The sequence below is a fragment of the Mesorhizobium sp. M0166 genome (assembly GCF_040322255.1).
GTDB lineage: Bacteria > Pseudomonadota > Alphaproteobacteria > Rhizobiales > Rhizobiaceae > Mesorhizobium.
In genome coordinates, this window is the sequence record NZ_JAMYTD010000040.1 from 1 (window position 1) to 15,759 (window position 15,759).

Sequence of the window (15,759 nt, forward strand, 5' to 3'; positions counted from 1 at the left end):
GAGTTCATCTGCAAGGCATGGGCTTCCCAGCCCGAGCGCTTCACTCTCAATCCGCTCCAGCAAATGCCGGGACTAAACATCTAGCCCCAGCCGGTTGGTGAAATTCCGAACACATCGGTCTCATTTTCAGTCCTTAGGGGTAAGGGCGGGTCGTTCTGTTTGACGAACCGATGCTAGCAGCTGACAGTCGGGTCGGTGCTGGCTCAAGATGGCGCGCTATACAACTTTCCGCCGCAATTGGCTCACGCTCAGCCACACCGCCGAAACCAGGAAGTAGAGGGCGCCTACTGCGGCATAGCCGGCCACGTTGGCGATGGATGGCGGCATCGGCATCCGCGCCTGCGCGATGAAAAACGTGCCTGCCAGTGCTGATTGCCCTCCGCTCAGGATCATCGCCCACTGCGCACCTGAGCTCTTCCAACGGCGGACAGCGGTGCCGAGTTGAAGCAGGCCGGACAGGATCGCCCATAGGCCAAACACCCCGAGCACCCAATTCATGCTCATCTTCAGCGCAACAACGACCGCGAGCGTTGTCGCCACACTGACCACGACGTTGATGGTCTGGGTGCGATTCTGTCCCAATCCTCCGCTGCGCGATGCGTCGACAAAATTGGCCAAGGCATCCCATGCAGGATAAGCCACGAGTAAAACCGCCGCGACCACCCCGGAATGCTGTCCCACTGTAAAGGCAGCCGCCACCCAGACAGCCGAGAACGCCGTCCGAGCGAAGTAATAGAGCTTGAGCCATTGTTCCTGGCTGGCGCGGGAAAGATCGCCATCGTGAATCGTCATTGGATCATCCTTTCGACTAGTAGGTAGGTCTCTCGACGAACGTCGCAGAGCCATTACGGCTATGGTTCGTTGAGGTCTTAGGGTCGTATCTGGAGGGAACGCGGAGCGAGCCGCTCCAGGAGCGGGCCTGTCACGACGCCGAATACCTTCGGGTCGCCATAGGCCCGTGCGGAAAGCATCGCGCCGTGGACAGTCGCCATGAACGCTTCAGCCTCGGCACGAGGGGTACTCACCAGTTGAAATCGGCCGCGTCGCGCGCCGCGCTCCAGCACGGATGTAAGCCAAGCCGACAGGGAGCGGAAATGCGCCCGGACCTCAAGGCCAACTTCCTCGGGCAGAACGGGGAGCTCGCTTGCCAACAGCGCGCAGATGCAAAACGGGGCGCTGACGTCCGCAATGCAGGCTTCCCAATACCGGGCATAGATCCCCAACTGTTCGAGCGGATCGGATTCGTGAAGTTCGACATTTGCCAGCCCCGCTTCAGCTTCCTCCCGATACCGCGCAACCAGCGTTCGGACCAGATCGACCTTGCTTGGGAAATGGTGATGGATGCTCGCCTTACGGATCCCGACCACATCAGCGATGTCGGCATAACTGAAACCGTTGTAGCCGCCAGCGACGATCAGTGAACGTGCACAAGCCAGGATGTCATCAGAGGTGGTAGACAAGTTGCTCATGCCCTTTACCTACCTTCTGGTAGGATGGCAGTCAAGCCTCGTTGCGATGCGGCGAACCAAGGAGAGAGTAGCGTGAAATCGGGTGGCTATGGCGTAGACGTCATTCGATCTTCATTGTTTCTCGGCCCCCATCCATTCAAAAGCGGGGTGTTTGTCGATCGAGGTAGCCGTCCCACTTCGCAGGCGGCGACACCCTCCGGCCGACCGGATCATCGCAATCGCCGCGCGGCTCTAGGCGTTTGCACCGACTGCGCTATCTCCCCATCGTTAGCCTTGTTCTATCGCTGGTTGAGATCGGGAGGTTTCCATGGATCGGCGACTATTTTTGACAGGAATGTTTGGCATTGCGGGGGCTGCGGCCCTTGCAAGCACAGTTCGGCCAATCAACGCAGTGGCCGGCGTTCCAACTGCCAGAAGCGGCATTCTCGATGAACTCGAGGCGCCGGATGTCGAGACCTTCGACGACGACGAAACTCAAGCAGAGTTGCAACCAATCTATCATCGCCGGTGGCACCGGCCGCGTCGCCGCCGCCGGCGCGCTTGGAGAAGGGTCTGTCGCGTTTACTGGCGAAATGGCTATCGGCGTAGGCGGTGCTTCCGCAGGCGCGTCTGGGTCTGGTTTCGATTCTAGCAACTGGCCGGCATGAACCCTGGCCATCGCGGCCGGGGTTTTCGCCTCAGGCGGCCGTTTGCGCCCTTAGGGAGCTTTCCTAAGGGCGCGGAGGAGGCTGACGGTGTTTGCAGGTTTCAGAGCCACCAGCTTGGAACTAGACGATACGACCATCTTCGCAAGGGTCGGTGGCACCGGTCCGCCGCTACTGCTTCTTCACGGTTTTCCAGAGACGCATCTGATGTGGAGGGATATCGCCGAAGCCTTGGCGCCCCGCTTCACTGTGGTCGCCGCCGACCTGCGAGGCTATGGACGAAGCGGATGTCCGGTTTCCTCTGCCGATCATAGCCTATACGCCAAACGCGCCATGGCCGGCGACATGGTTCAAGTCATGAAGCAGCTGGGGTTTGAGCGGTTCATGGTTGCCGGGCATGATCGTGGCGGACGGGTTGCCCATCGCCTGGCGCTCGACCATCCCGACAAAGTACTCAAGATCGCCGTCCTCGACATCATCCCCACCGCCGCAACATGGGATCGGGCGGATGCCAGACTGGCGCTCGGCTTCTGGCCATGGAGCCTTCTTGCCCAGCCGGAGCCCCTGCCGGAACGTCTGATCGGCGCGGCTCCCGATGCCGTCGTCGACGATGCGATAACGCAGTGGGGATCGTCGGCAAAAATGGTCTCCAAAGAGGTCAGGGACGCCTATGTTGATGCGCTTCGTGATCCCGCGCATATTCATGCAATCTGCGAAGAGTATCGCGCCGCTGCGACGATCGATCGTGAACATGACGCGCTGAACCAGGCAAACGGTCGTCGCATCGAGTGTCCGCTACTGGCGCTATGGAGTAGCGAAGGCGCTCTGGAGAACTGGTATGCGCAAGAAGGCGGGCCGCTGGTCATCTGGAGGAAATGGGCCGACAGAGTGGAAGGACGGGCCGTCCAAGGCGGGCACTTTTTCCCGGAAGAGCACCCCGACAAGACGGCAGCGGCTCTCTCGGAATTCTTCGAAGAAAAACAGGACGGTCAGCACGGAGTGTTGTAGAGGTCACATGCTTCAGTTACGCGGAACCTCGGGAGCCCTTCGCCGCCCGAGATCGAGAACCCTCCGAAATCCGCCCGTCCGGCATCAACGTGCTTGATAAGGGAATGAAGGCGATCTCCACGGCCACGCCTGTAATATGCAGCCTGATGTTTGTCGCAAGTTGCGCATCGCCTTTGCCGGCATCCTTTGATGCTGCGAAATACGACAAGATGAGTTGCGTCGAGCTCAACGTGGCGATAGGCGCGGTCGCCGACGAAATGTCGGCAACGGCCATTGCTCGCGGCAAAGTCGTCCACACCAACATTCCGAGCTGGCTGTTGGGAGGACAGCGTGTCGCCGCGACCGTGGCTGCCCGCCAGAGTGCGAAGATCGAGCGCTTGCGGCAGCAGGAGGCAGCGATTGCAGCGGCGAGACGAAGCCGGTGCTGATTGCGCCGCTGGAGTGGGTCTTCAACCCGACAGACCGGATTGATGCGCAGCGATCGCGCCGAGGAATATCTCGCCGAAATCCTTGAGCTTGGCGGCGCCGACGCCGTTGACCGCGGCGAAGGCGTCCAGATCACGCGGGCAGCGTTCGGCCATATCGATCAGTGTACGATCCGAAAAGACCACGAAGGCCGGCACCTGGCGTTCGCGGGCAAGACGCAGCCGTACCGCCTTGAGCGCGGCCAGCAGCGCCGAATCCAGACCTTCCGTGCCTGCTGCGGTATCCTGTACGGTCCGTATCTTGCCTCGCGATAACTGGCGCGCGTCCACGCGATACCGGAACGAGGCCTCGCCCCGAGCCAGCGCACGGCCCTTCTCGGCAATGGCGAGGCCGCCATGGCCGGCTGGGTCCAATGTCAGGAACCCTCCCGCGACGAGCTGGCGGACCAGCGACAGCCACACGTTTTTCTTGTGCGCCACACCGGTGCCGAAGCTGGCAAGCCTATGGTGGTTCCTGTCCAGGACCTTCTCGGTCTCATGGCCGAGCAGAACATCGACGACATGGGCGGCGCCAAAGCGCTCGCCGGTCTGTGTGATCGCCGCCAGGATGATCCGCGCCTCCGCCTCGCCATCCGCATGCGGCGCCTGGTCGAGGCAGTTGTCGCAATTGCCGCAATGCGAAGCATTTTCGCCGAAATAGCCAAGCAGGATCTGGCGGCGGCACTGCGTCGTCTCGCAATAGCCGATCAGCGTATCGAGCCGGCCATGCGCGCGCCTTTTGTGCTCAGCCGGTGCGTCCTCGTCTTCGATGAAAAGCCGGCGCATGCGGATATCGCCGAGACCGAAGAGCATATGTGCCTCGGCCGCTCGCCCGTCGCGGCCCGCCCGCCCGATTTCCTGATAATAGGCCTCAAGACTGCCCGGCAGGTCGGTGTGGAAGACATAGGCGACATCCGGCTTGTCGATCCCCATGCCGAAGGCGATGGTCGCTACCATCACCACGCCGGACAAGGTCATGAAAGCGTTTTGATTCGCTTCGCGCGCGTCCTTGCTCATGCCGGCATGATAGGCGAGCGCGCGTACGCCGTTCCGCTCGAGGAACGCCGCCATCTCCTCGGTCTTTTTGCGTGACAGGCAATAGACGATCCCGCTGCGGCCCGCATGGCGCTGCACGAAGCCTAGCAGTTGGCGCTTGCTGTCCTGCTTGGGCTCGATGCTTAGCTTGATGTTCGGCCGGTCGAAGCCGAGCACCACGGTATCGACGCGCCCATCGAACAGTTGCGCGGCAATGTCGGTGCGCGTCGCCTCGTCCGCCGTCGCCGTCAACGCAATGATCGGCACTTTCGGGAAGACATCACGTAGTCTCGACAACTCTTCGTATTCGCGCCGGAACGCCGGTCCCCATTGCGAGATGCAATGCGCCTCGTCGATGGCCATCAGCCGGACATCGAGCTTGGTCAACGCCTCGAGCATTCGCACCGTCATTAGCCGCTCCGGTGCAAGATAGAGCAGGCGTGTCTGGCCTGCCGCGACGCGGCGCCATGCAGCGACATTGGCGTCGCGGTCGAGCGAGGAATTGATCGTATCGGCCGCCACGCCGGCAAGGCGCAATGCGGCGACCTGATCCTGCATCAGCGCCACCAGCGGCGAAACGACAATGGTGAGCCCGCCCAGCACCAGCGCCGGGACCTGGTAGCAGAGCGATTTGCCGGCGCCGGTCGGCATGACAGCCAGCACATGGCGCCCGGCCAGCAGCGCCTCCATAACGGGCGCCTGGCCGAGACGAAAGTCATCGAAGCCGAAGACATCCTTCAGGACGCGCCGCTTGGAATCCTCCGCCGGGATGCTCGCTGCTGCCTGCATTACAGAACTTTCGGAGGCACGACCTGCCGAAATTTCCCGGCGAATCGCCAAGTGATTGCCTGGACAGCAGATTCGAACATTTATCGACCCCTCCGGTCCTCCTCGGCACCGCCTGAAGCGAACCTCTCTCTCATTGGCCGATATCAGACCGTCGTTCCAGCCCCTATTCGCTTTGGCTGTGAATATCGCGCCGCCTCGGAGCGGTTAATCCTATCTTCACCATCATTCGGCAGGTTCAGGTTCTGCGGTGATGTTTTGAGTACCGCGGCGCCACAAGCGCCCAGGCAACACGCCCGCGTCTCTCCGGAGGCGCGGGTTTTTCGTTCCGAGAACCGGCTGCCTGATCTTCGCGCCAGCGGCTCAGTCGAGGAAATCGGCGCGGTGCGGCGTGAAGCTGTCGACCAGTCGTCCCGCCTCCAGCGCCTTGACGCCATGGACAAGGTTGGACCGGACGATGAAGCTGCTTCCGGTCTCCAGGATCTCGGTCCTGCCGTCGATGGTGACTTCGAAGCGGCCTTCGGCGACGTAGCTCGCCTGGACGTGCGGGTGCGAATGCAGCGCGCCGACGCCGCCCTTGTCGAATCCGAACTCAACCATCATCAGCTCATCGGTGTGCAGGAGCACGCGCCGGCAGTTGCCGTCGGGCGTCGGCGTCCACGCACCCTCGCCGGCATGCGAGAAGATTTTGATTCCGGTCATCGTCAAACTCTCATTGTCGCTGTTCATCGCGCCAGCCAGCCGCCGTCCACCGGCACCACCGCGCCATGCATATAGTTCGACGCCGGCGCCAGCAGGAAGACGGCTGCGTCGCCGATGTCCTCCGCCGCGCCCCAGCGCCCGGCCGGAATGCGCGCCAGGATCGACGCGCTGCGGTCGGGATCGGCGCGCAGCGCCTCGGTGTTGTTGGTCTCGATATAGCCGGGCGCAATGCCGTTGACGTTGATGCCCTTTGCCGCCCATTCGCACGCCAGCAGCCGTGTAATGCCGAGTACGCCATGTTTGGAGGCGGTGTAGGAGGCGACGCGGATGCCGCCCTGAAAACTCAGCACCGAAGCGATGTTGACGATCTTGCCGCGCCGCGCCGGATCGGCGAGCACGCGCCTGGCAAAGCGCTGGCTGAGGAAGAATACCGTCTTCAGATTGACACCGATGACGTCGTCCCAGTCGGCTTCGGTCAGTTCGACCGCATCGGCACGCCGGATAATGCCGGCATTGTTGACCAGGCCGTCGAGCGGCCCGGTGTCGTCCCAGACGCGGTCAAGCATCGCCTGGGCGGCTGCATCATCGCCAAGATCGCAGCGGACAGCCTCGAAGCGGCCGCCGGCTGCTGCAATCTTCTCCGCGGTCTCGTCCATCGCCGAGCGGCCGACGCCGACGACCGCGCCGCCGGCACGCGCGACCGACACGGCGATGCCCTGGCCGATGCCGGTATTGGCGCCGGTGACGAGAATGCGCTTACCGGCAAGGCTGAAGGCCGAGAGGTCGCTCACTTGAGCTCTTCCATCGTTACCAGGTCGACATCGGTATAGTCGGCATTGTCGCCGGCCATCGCCCAGATGAAGGCGTAGTTCGAGGTGCCGGCGCCCGAATGGATCGACCATCCCGGCGACAGCACCGCCTCCTCGTTACGCATGACGAGATGGCGCGTTTCGTCCGGCTCGCCCATGAAGTGAAACACCCGGGCTGCCTCCGGCAGGTCGAAATAGAGATAGGCCTCCATGCGCCGGTCATGCACATGGCATGGCATGGTGTTCCAGACCGAACCGGAGGCAAGCTGCGTCATGCCGACGACAAGCTGACAGGTCTTTACGCCATCGGCATGGATGAACTGGAAGATCGAGCGCTCGTTGGAGGTTGCCTGGCTGCCTAGATCGAGCCGCTTGGCATCGCCGATGCGGATCAGCCGGTTGGGATGGCTCTGATGCGCCGGCGCGCTGAGCAGGTAGAATTTTGCCGGCTCAGCCGGGTTGGTCGCAGCGAACGATACCTCATTCGTGCCCATGCCGAGATAAAGCATGTCGCGCGCCTGCAACTCGAAGGATTGACCGCCGGCTTTCACGATGCCCGCGCCGGCGACGTTGACAATGATCATCTCACGGCGGTCGAGAAAATTCTTGGTCCCGGTCGGCTTGATTGCCTGCAGCGTCAGGGGTGTACCGGCGGGCATGGCGCCGCCGACGATCATACGGTCGTAATGGGTGTACGTCAGGCTGATGCGGCCGGGCTGAAACAAGTCCTCGATCAGGAAATTGTGTCGCAGCTCGTCCGTTCCCATGGCTGCGGCAGAAACAGGATCGATGGCGAAGCGGGAGGTGAAATCGGTATGATTGTCGGTGTGATTCATTGCTGTCCCATGGGGCTGCCTCAATTGCTTATTCGGTTGCCGCGGCCTTGACCGAGTCGGCATAAAAAACCTGGCGCGCGTGCAGGCGCTCGCGATAGCGCTGCTGGCTGGCACCGAGATGCGCGCGCATCGCCTCCCGGGCCCCCTCGGCATCGCCTGCCGAGATGGCATTGAGGATCACCAGATGCTCTCGTTGCAGGCCGCGCTGATAGGCGTCCGATTGGGCGATCTCGGTCGACCAGGGCGAGGTCACGTCGCAAGGAATGGCGCGGCGGCCGAGCACGTCGAGCATCTCGACATAGAACGGATTGTTGGTGGCGCTGGCGATAGCGCGGTGGAAGGCAAGGTCGGCCGGTCCCGTCGGCTCGCTGTTGAGGAGCAGCCGTTCGAATTCGAAAAAAGCTTCCTGGATCGCCGCTTCCTGCGCGGCGTTGCGGCGGATGGCAGCGAGCCCGGCGGATTCGATCTCGATCGCCAACCTGACTTCGAGCACGTTGAGGGCGATCGAGTCCTTGCTGCCCATCTCCGCTGCCAGCGCACCGAACGCAGTCGAGATATGCTCGGTGACGAAGACGCCGGCGCCTTGGCGCGGCTCGACCAGGCCGTCTGCGGCAAGCTTGGCCAGCGCCTCGCGTATCACGGTGCGGCTGACCCCGAAGGTTTCAGTCAACTGACCCTCGGTCGGCAGCTTTTGCCCGGGCTGGATCTCACCCGCCTGCAGCTGTTTGCGGATCGCCGCGACGACGGTTTCCGAAAGCTTCGGTCTTCGTTCGACGCGGAGATCGACTGCGGTATCCGAGGCCATGTCGCACCCCCTATTTGAAGACACTCGGCAGCCATAGCGAAATGGCCGGAATGTAAGTGACGAGCGCAAGCACCACGAGGCCTGCCGCATAGAACGGCCAGATCGAGCGCATCGATTCCCAGACGGATATCTTGCCCACGGCACACGCCACGAACTGCACTGCGCCCACCGGCGGCGTGTTCAGTCCGATGCCGAAATTGAGGATCATGATGACGCCGAAATGCACCGGATCGACGCCGTAGGCCTGCGCCACGGGCAGGAAGATCGGCGTGCAAATGATGATCGTCGGCCCCATGTCCATGAACGTGCCGAGGAACAGCATCAAGAGGTTGAGCAGGAGAAGCACGACCAGCGGATCGTCCGAGATCGCGTTCATGGAGGCTATCAACGCTGCCGGCACTTTCAGGAAGGCCATCAGCCACGAGAACGCCGCCGCCATGCCGATGATGAGCAGCACCATGGCCGTGGTGCGCACGGCGCCATGGGTGGCATGAACGAACCCTTCCCAGGTCATCTGCCGGTAAACGAAGACGGTCACGAGCAGCGCATAGATGACGGCGATACAGGAACTCTCGGTGGCGGTGAAGACGCCCGATCGCACGCCGCCGAAGATGATCGCGATCAGCAGCAGGCCGGGCACCGCAACGGCGAAAAGATGCGCGACGGCGGTGAAGCCCGGAAACGCCTCGGTCGGATAGCCGCGCGAGCGCGCCACGATATAGGCGGTGACCATCAGCGACAGGGCCAGTAGCAGGCCCGGGATGATACCGGCCGTGAACAGATCGGCGATGGAGATCTTTCCGCCTGCCGAGATCGAGTAGATGATCATGTTGTGCGACGGCGGCAGCAGCAGCGCAATCAGCGCCGCCATCGACGTGACGTTGACGGCGTAGTCCGCCCCATATCCACGCGCTTTCATCTGCGGGATCATCAGGCCGCCTACCGCCGCTGCCTCCGCAACCGCCGAGCCGGAAATGCCGCCGAAGAGTGTGGCGGTGGCGATGTTGACCTGGCCGAGGCCGCCGCGCAAATGGCCGACGAGCGAGCCGGCGAAGGCAACGATCTTGCTGGCGATGCCGCCGCGCACCATCAAGTCGCCGGCGTAGATGAAAAACGGAATGGCCAGCAGCGAAAAGACGCTCATGCCGGAATTCAGGCGCTGGAACACGATGAGCGGCGGCAGGCCCATATAAAGGACGGTGGCAAGGCTTGCGACGCCCAGGCAAAAAGCGATCGGCGTGCCGATGAGCATCAGCAGAGTGAAGACGCCGAAGAGAATCCACAGTTCCATGGCGTCAGACCTTCACCTTGGCGGTATCGAGTTCGGCCGCGACTTCAGCCGGCGGCAGTTCATCGAGGGCATCGTCGATCGGTGCGCCGGAGAGACGAAGCACGATGCGCTCCAGCGTGAAAAGCACGATGAGCGCGCCTCCCGCGACAAGCGGGACATAGTCCCAGCCTCCCGATATGCCGAGTGACGGCAAGACGGAGCCCCAGGTCAATGCGACCAGCTGGCTGCCATACCAGATCATGCCGATGCCGAAGGCGAGCGCGACAATATCCGAAATCATCCGCAGCCAGCGCTTGCCGCCTTTCGGCAGCACGTAGAGCAGGACGTCGAAGCCAAGATGATAGTTCTCGCGCACACCGACGGCAGCGCCGAGGAAAATGAACCAGCTCATCAGCATCACCGAGCCGGGCTCGGTCCAGCTCGGCGAGCGGTTCAGGACGTAGCGGCCGAACACCTGCCAGGCGACGAACGCGGTCATCAGCACCAGCCCGATGCCGGCGATCGACAGCGCCGCCGTGCTGACGCGCGACATCACTTGCGCGACGCCCGACAGGAGCGGTGTTGGTTTTGGGCTGGAAGTCACCGGTTTTCTCCCCAGGAGGATGGCGGCGCGGAATGTCCGCGCCGCCGCTTGATCACTGCACGGCCTTGATGGCTTCGACCATGGCCTTCAGCTTGTCGTCCTTGACATGCTTCTCATAGACCGGCCCCATCGCGTCGATGAAGGGCTGCTTGTCCGGCGTCGTGATCTGCGAACCGGCCGCCTCGACCTTGGCGCGCGATTCCTTGACCTTGGCAGTCCACAGCTCGCGCTGCTTGGCGACGCTTTCCTTGGCGGCCGCCTTGAAGATCGCCTGGTCTTCCGGCGTCAGCTTGTCCCAGCTCGACTTCGCCATGACGAAGGCTTCCGGCACCATCGTGTGCTCGTCGAGCGAATAGTACTTGGCGACTTCCGCATGCTTGGCAGTGTCGTAGCTCGGAAAATTGTTTTCCGCGCCGTCGATGACCCCGGTCTCGATCGCCGAATATACTTCGCCATACGGCATCGGCGTCGCGTTGGCGCCGAGTGCCGCCACCATGTCGACGAAGATGTCGGACTGGATGACGCGGAACTTCATCCCGGCCATATCGGCGACGGTGTTGATCGGCTTCTTCGAATTGTAGAAGGAGCGCGAGCCGCCGTCGTAAAAGGCAAGCAGCACCAGCCCGACCTGGTCGAACGCCGCCGCGATCTGGTCGCCGATCGCCCCGTCCATGACCTTGTGCATGTGCTCTTCCGAACGGAAGATGTAGGGCAGCGAGGGCACGGTGGTCTCCGGGATGAGCCCGTTGAACGGCGCCATCGAGACGCGGTTGAGATCGATCACGCCGGTGCGCACCTGCTCGATCGTGTCCTTTTCCTCGCCGAGTTGCGCGGAAGGATAGATCTCGACCACGTAGCGGCCGGCCGTGCGCTCTTTCACGAGCTCGCCGAAATATTTGACCGCCTCGACCGTCGGATAACCGTCCGGGTGCGTGTCGGAGGAGCGCAGGACCGTCTGGGCGCTTGCCGTTCCGGCCAGCAGTGCGGCGGCAAGTAGCGTAGCTCCCGCCAATCTCGAAAAATGCAGCATTGGTTTCCTCCCGTTTTGAACGATGGCGGCAAGCGCCGTTAGAGCCGGTACGCCTTTTTCGCGAGCGTATAGGCAAGTTCCTGCGCCAGCTCGTGCGCCTCGTCTTCGCCGAGCCGATGCTCGGCGACGAGACGCGCCAGATATGCGCAATCGACCCGGCGCGCCACATCATGGCGGGCCGGTATGGATGGAAAGGCGCGGGTGTCGTCGTTGAAACCGACGGTGTTGTAGAAACCGGCCGTTTCGGTGGTCATCTCACGGAACCGGCGCATGCCTTCGGGGCTGTCGTGGAACCACCAGGCCGGCCCGAGCTTCAATGCCGGGTAGACGCCGGCGAGCGGCGCCAGCTCGCGCGCATAGCTCGTCTCGTCGAGGGTGAAGAGGATGATGGTGAGGTCGCGCTCCAGCCCGACACAGTCGAGCAACGGCTTCAGCGCCGTCACATAATCGGTGCGGGTCGGGATATCGAAGCCTTTGTCCCTGCCGAACTTGTGAAAAATAGCCGGCGAATGATTGCGCCAGGAGCCGGGATGGATCTGCAGCACCAGCCCGTCGTCGCGGCTCATCTTGGCCATCTCGGTCAGCATCTGGGCGCGAAACAGTTTTCGCTCCCGCTCGTCGTCCGAGCCCCGGCGGATGCGGTTGAACAACTCCTGCGCGGCGGCATCCGAGAGATTGGCGGTTTCGGCCGTTGGATGGCCGTGATCGGAGGAAGTCGCACCGAAACTTTTGAAGAAGGCCCGCCGCTGGCGATGTGCATCGAGATAGCCGGCCCAGTTGCCGGTATCGCACCCGGTGATCTCGCCAAGCCGGTCGAGATTGGCCGAGAACCCTTCGAAATCGGGATCGACGACCGCGTCCGGCCGATAGGCGGTGACGACGCGGCCCTCCCAGCCGCTGTCGCGGATCATCTGGTGCCATCTGAGATCGTCGAGCGCGCCTTCGGTCGTCGCGATGACCTCAATGTTGAAGCGCTCGAACAGCGCTCGGGGGCGAAAATTCTCCCACTGCAGCAGCATCGCGATCGTGTCGTAATGGCGGTCGGCCGTCTTGGCATTCAGCGGCTCGTCGATGCCGAACAGGTGGGCAAGAACATGGTCGAACCACAGCCGGGTCGGCGTGCCGCGGAACAGGTAGTAATGCTCGGCGAAGCGCCGCCAGATCGTCCTGCCGTCGGTCTCCACCGGCGAGCCGTCAAGAGTCGGCACGCCAAGCTCCTCAAGGCGAACGCCCTGGCTGAACAGCATACGGAAAATGTAGTGGTCCGGCACGATCAGCAATTGCGCCGGATCCGGAAACGCCTCGTTGAGCGCATACCAGCGCGGGTCGGTGTGGCCGTGCGGGCTGACGATCGGCAGGTCCTTGACCGCAGCATAGAGATCGCGGGCCAGCGAAAGCGGGCGCGCCTCGGCGGGAAACAGCAAATCCGGATCCGTCAATGCGGCCACGTAATCCTCCCAATCTGGACATCGGTAGGGTTGGAAAGAAATAATGTCAACATACAAAAACTGGGTTGTTGTATGATGACTTTTCGTCGGTCATCGCCCATTGTGCGTGACGGCATCGGGTGTTACGCCGCCTGCCAGCAGTGACCCAACAATCTCGATCAGACACGTGGCGCAATGACCAATAGACGCCTTTCCAACAGCACCCTGAAGGCACTGCCGGCTTCGGTCGCGGTTCCGCGCTACGACCGCGGCGGCATCGCACCAGGCATCGTCCATCTCGGCGTCGGCGCGTTCCACCGCGCCCACCAGGCGGCCTCTGTCGACGACTGCATGGCGTCGGGAGAGACGGACTGGGGCATTGTCGGCGTGTCCTTGCGCAGTCCAGACACGCGCGACGCACTGGCGCCGCAGGATGGCCTCTACACGCTGGCGATCAGAAGCAGCATCGGCGAAGAGCTGCGCGTCATCGGTTCGATCCTGTCGCTGCTGGTCGCGCCGGAAGATCCGGTTGCGGTGCTCGCCGCTCTGACCGATCAGCGCACCCGCATCGTCACGCTGACGATCACCGAAAAGGCCTATCTGAGAGCAGCCGGCGGCGGACTGGACAATACCCACCCCGACATCGTCCATGATCTGGCTAACCCGCAAATGCCACGGACGGCGCATGGTTTCCTCACCGAAGCGCTGTCGCGCCGCCGTGCCGCCGGCATCCAGCCTTTCACCGTGCTCTGCTGCGACAACCTTCCGGCGAATGGCGCCACGCTGCACCGCCTGCTCGTCGAATTCGCCGCACTGCGCGATTCCAGGCTCGCCACTTCAGGCGATGCCAGGCTCGCCGCACACATCGCTGACGGCGTCGCGTTTCCGTCGAGCATGGTCGACCGTATCGTGCCGGCGACCACCGACGCCGACCGGGCGCGTATCGCCGTCGAGCTCGGCGTCGAGGATGCCTGGCCGGTGATGACCGAGCCGTTCTGCCAATGGGTGGTCGAGGACGATTTCCCGGCGGGCAGGCCGGCCTGGGAAAAGTTCGGCGTCACCATGGTCGGCGACGTCGGGCCGTTCGAGGACATGAAGCTGCGGTTGCTCAACGGCTCGCATTCGGCAATTGCCTATCTCGGCCTGCTCAGCGGCTACGACACGGTCGACCGCGCCTTTGCCGATCCGGCGATCCGGCAATTCGTCGACGGACTATGGGCCGAGGCCATCCCGACGCTGCCGCAGGACGCCGGACTCGATACGGCCGGCTACACGGCCCAGCTCGCCGAACGCTATTCGAACACCGCGCTCGCCCATCGCACGGCGCAGATCGCCAATGACGGCAGCCAGAAGCTGCCGCAGCGCATCGTCGCCTCTGCCCTCGATCGGCTGGGTGCCGGTGACCCGCCCGCGCATCTCATGCTGGTGGTGGCCGCCTGGATCGCCGCTTGCGAGGCGCGCGGCAAAACCTTGCCGGAAGCCCATTTTACCGACCCGATCGACACTCGGCTTACGCTCGGCAGCCGGCCGGCTGTCGAAACGGTGACAGCAATGTTCGATCTCGCCGGCTTCGCCAAGGACCATTCCCACCGCATGACACTGATCGATCTGACGGCAGCCCATCTTGAGCGCCTGCGGCGGGGCGGACCTGCTGCTGCCTTCGCGGCGCTTGGCATAGGGAGTGAGAAGCCATGAGACAAACCTGGCGCTGGTTCGGGCCAGACGATCCGGTGACGCTTGCCCATGTCCGTCAAGCCGGCGCCGTCGGCATCGTCAGCGCGCTGCACCATCTCAATGACGGCCGCGCCTGGCCGGCGGACGAGATCGCCAGGCGCAAGGCCGAGATCGAGGCAGCAGGCCTGACCTGGGATGTGGTCGAGAGCATCGTCGTCCACGAGGACATCAAGACCCGCAACGGCAACTGGCGCAGCCTGATCGACAATTACAAGGCCTCGATCCGCGCCGTCGCCGCCGCCGGGATCAATACCGTCTGCTATAATTTCATGGCGATCACCGACTGGACGCGCACCGACCTCGATTATCCCATGCCGCATGGCGGCACGGCGCTCCGCTTCGATGTCGTTGAGCTCTGCGCCTATGACGTCTTCATCCTCGAGCGAGAAGGGGCGGAGGCCGATCACCCACCGGCCCGTATCGAGGCCGCGCGTGCGCGGCTGCAAGGGATGAGCGACAGCGACAAGGCAAGGCTGGAGCGCAACCTGATCGGCTGGGTGCCGGCGCGCGAATTCATCTTCGATCGGGCAAGCTTCCGCCGCGCCCTCGACCTCTACAAGGACGTCTCCACCGAAGGCCTGCGCGAAAACCTGTTTGCCTTCCTGCGCGAGATCGTGCCGGTGGCCGAAGAGGCCGGCGTCAGGATGGCGATCCACCCCGACGATCCACCTTTTTCGCTGTTCGGCCTGCCGCGCATCGTTTCCAACGCCAATGATGCCCGCGCGCTGCTCGACGCCGTCGCTTCGCCGGCTAACGGGCTGACACTGTGCACCGGCTCCTACGGCGCGGGCGCGCAGAACGACCTGCCGGCAATGGCCAGGGCCTTCGCCGAAAACATCCATTTCGCCCATCTGCGCAATGTCACCAAGGAGTCCGACGGCTCCTTCCACGAAGCCGAGCACCTCGACGGCGACACCGACATGGTGGCGGTCGTGTCGGCGCTGATTGGCGAAGAGCGGCGGCGCAAGGCGGCAGGCCGCGCGGACTGGCAGATCCCGATGCGCCCCGATCATGGCCATGCCATCGTCGACGACATCGGCAAGAAGGTGAACCCCGGCTATTCCTGCATCGGCCGGCTGAAGGGCCTCGCCGAACTGCGCGGCGTCATGCGCGCAGTGGAGGCACTGACGACCTGA

At 63.2% G+C, this 15,759-nt stretch carries 15 protein-coding genes; 4 read left to right on the plus strand and 11 right to left on the minus strand.

Annotation, left to right across the window (positions count from 1 at the left end; translation table 11 throughout):
* Positions 1–216: 216 nt before the first annotated feature.
* On the minus strand, positions 217–792 hold the full coding sequence (locus tag NKJ46_RS28155) for a DUF308 domain-containing protein (protein WP_352669426.1): 576 nt from the start codon (positions 790–792) through the stop codon (positions 217–219).
* Between the two features lie 77 nt (positions 793–869).
* Entirely contained in the window at positions 870–1,469 is a 600-nt protein-coding gene (locus NKJ46_RS28160; protein ID WP_352669429.1) for a TetR/AcrR family transcriptional regulator, read from the minus strand.
* Between the two features lie 734 nt (positions 1,470–2,203).
* On the opposite strand from NKJ46_RS28160, the gene NKJ46_RS28165 reads away from it, so the two are divergent.
* Positions 2,204–3,121 carry an alpha/beta fold hydrolase gene (locus NKJ46_RS28165; RefSeq protein WP_352669431.1) on the plus strand — a complete coding sequence of 306 codons (918 nt, stop codon included), beginning with the start codon at positions 2,204–2,206 and terminating at the stop codon, positions 3,119–3,121.
* A gap of 173 nt (positions 3,122–3,294) precedes the next feature.
* The gene (locus tag NKJ46_RS28170; protein WP_352669434.1) at positions 3,295–3,549 is read left to right on the plus strand and encodes a hypothetical protein; all 255 of its coding nucleotides are present in this window, start codon (positions 3,295–3,297) and stop codon (positions 3,547–3,549) included.
* 21 nt (positions 3,550–3,570) lie between these two features.
* Here NKJ46_RS28170 and recQ read toward each other — a convergent pair whose 3' ends face one another.
* The 9 genes from recQ to uxaC all read right to left on the minus strand — a co-directional run bounded on the left by recQ (position 3,571) and on the right by uxaC (position 12,910).
* On the minus strand, positions 3,571–5,409 hold the full coding sequence (gene recQ, locus NKJ46_RS28175; RefSeq protein WP_352669437.1) for a DNA helicase RecQ: 1,839 nt from the start codon (positions 5,407–5,409) through the stop codon (positions 3,571–3,573).
* 360 nt (positions 5,410–5,769) lie between these two features.
* Complete coding sequence (locus NKJ46_RS28180; RefSeq protein ID WP_352669439.1) at positions 5,770–6,108, minus strand: cupin domain-containing protein; 339 nt, start codon at positions 6,106–6,108, stop codon at positions 5,770–5,772.
* 23 nt (positions 6,109–6,131) lie between these two features.
* Positions 6,132–6,899: a 2-dehydro-3-deoxy-D-gluconate 5-dehydrogenase KduD gene (gene kduD / locus NKJ46_RS28185; RefSeq protein WP_352669442.1), complete on the minus strand. Its 768-nt coding sequence runs from the start codon at positions 6,897–6,899 to the stop codon at positions 6,132–6,134.
* Positions 6,896–7,753 carry a 5-dehydro-4-deoxy-D-glucuronate isomerase gene (gene kduI / locus NKJ46_RS28190; RefSeq protein ID WP_352669444.1) on the minus strand — a complete coding sequence of 286 codons (858 nt, stop codon included), beginning with the start codon at positions 7,751–7,753 and terminating at the stop codon, positions 6,896–6,898. The genes kduD and kduI overlap by 4 nt, the downstream gene beginning before the upstream one ends.
* A 28-nt stretch (positions 7,754–7,781) precedes the next feature.
* Positions 7,782–8,558, minus strand: coding sequence for a FadR/GntR family transcriptional regulator (locus tag NKJ46_RS28195; protein WP_352669446.1), 777 nt, complete (start codon positions 8,556–8,558; stop codon positions 7,782–7,784).
* A 10-nt stretch (positions 8,559–8,568) separates the two neighbouring features.
* Positions 8,569–9,849, minus strand: coding sequence for a TRAP transporter large permease (locus tag NKJ46_RS28200; protein ID WP_292656436.1), 1,281 nt, complete (start codon positions 9,847–9,849; stop codon positions 8,569–8,571).
* Positions 9,850–9,853: 4 nt separating this feature from the next.
* Positions 9,854–10,381, minus strand: coding sequence for a TRAP transporter small permease (locus NKJ46_RS28205; RefSeq protein WP_352669521.1), 528 nt, complete (start codon positions 10,379–10,381; stop codon positions 9,854–9,856).
* A gap of 103 nt (positions 10,382–10,484) precedes the next feature.
* Positions 10,485–11,462: a TRAP transporter substrate-binding protein gene (locus tag NKJ46_RS28210; protein WP_352489188.1), complete on the minus strand. Its 978-nt coding sequence runs from the start codon at positions 11,460–11,462 to the stop codon at positions 10,485–10,487.
* Positions 11,463–11,500: 38 nt separating this feature from the next.
* A complete protein-coding gene (gene uxaC / locus NKJ46_RS28215; RefSeq protein WP_352669448.1) occupies positions 11,501–12,910 on the minus strand; it encodes a glucuronate isomerase in 1,410 nt (469 codons plus the stop codon).
* A 174-nt stretch (positions 12,911–13,084) separates the two neighbouring features.
* On the opposite strand from uxaC, the gene NKJ46_RS28220 reads away from it, so the two are divergent.
* A complete protein-coding gene (locus NKJ46_RS28220; protein ID WP_352669451.1) occupies positions 13,085–14,584 on the plus strand; it encodes a mannitol dehydrogenase family protein in 1,500 nt (499 codons plus the stop codon).
* Positions 14,581–15,759 carry a mannonate dehydratase gene (gene uxuA / locus NKJ46_RS28225; protein ID WP_352669454.1) on the plus strand — a complete coding sequence of 393 codons (1,179 nt, stop codon included), beginning with the start codon at positions 14,581–14,583 and terminating at the stop codon, positions 15,757–15,759. Before NKJ46_RS28220 ends, uxuA begins: the two co-directional genes overlap by 4 nt.

Bases quoted from the DNA above. Each gene is read 5' to 3' on its own strand.
- NKJ46_RS28155 (WP_352669426.1), bottom strand. From the start codon at position 792: ATGACGATTCACGATGGCGATCTTTCCCGCGCCAGCCAGGAACAATGG.
- NKJ46_RS28160 (WP_352669429.1), bottom strand. From the start codon at position 1,469: ATGAGCAACTTGTCTACCACCTCTGATGACATCCTGGCTTGTGCACGT.
- recQ (WP_352669437.1), bottom strand. From the start codon at position 5,409: ATGCAGGCAGCAGCGAGCATCCCGGCGGAGGATTCCAAGCGGCGCGTC.
- NKJ46_RS28180 (WP_352669439.1), bottom strand. From the start codon at position 6,108: ATGACCGGAATCAAAATCTTCTCGCATGCCGGCGAGGGTGCGTGGACG.
- kduI (WP_352669444.1), bottom strand. From the start codon at position 7,753: ATGAATCACACCGACAATCATACCGATTTCACCTCCCGCTTCGCCATC.
- NKJ46_RS28195 (WP_352669446.1), bottom strand. From the start codon at position 8,558: ATGGCCTCGGATACCGCAGTCGATCTCCGCGTCGAACGAAGACCGAAG.
- NKJ46_RS28200 (WP_292656436.1), bottom strand. From the start codon at position 9,849: ATGGAACTGTGGATTCTCTTCGGCGTCTTCACTCTGCTGATGCTCATC.
- NKJ46_RS28205 (WP_352669521.1), bottom strand. From the start codon at position 10,381: ATGTCGCGCGTCAGCACGGCGGCGCTGTCGATCGCCGGCATCGGGCTG.
- NKJ46_RS28210 (WP_352489188.1), bottom strand. From the start codon at position 11,462: ATGCTGCATTTTTCGAGATTGGCGGGAGCTACGCTACTTGCCGCCGCA.
- NKJ46_RS28220 (WP_352669451.1), top strand. From the start codon at position 13,085: ATGACCAATAGACGCCTTTCCAACAGCACCCTGAAGGCACTGCCGGCT.
- uxuA (WP_352669454.1), top strand. From the start codon at position 14,581: ATGAGACAAACCTGGCGCTGGTTCGGGCCAGACGATCCGGTGACGCTT.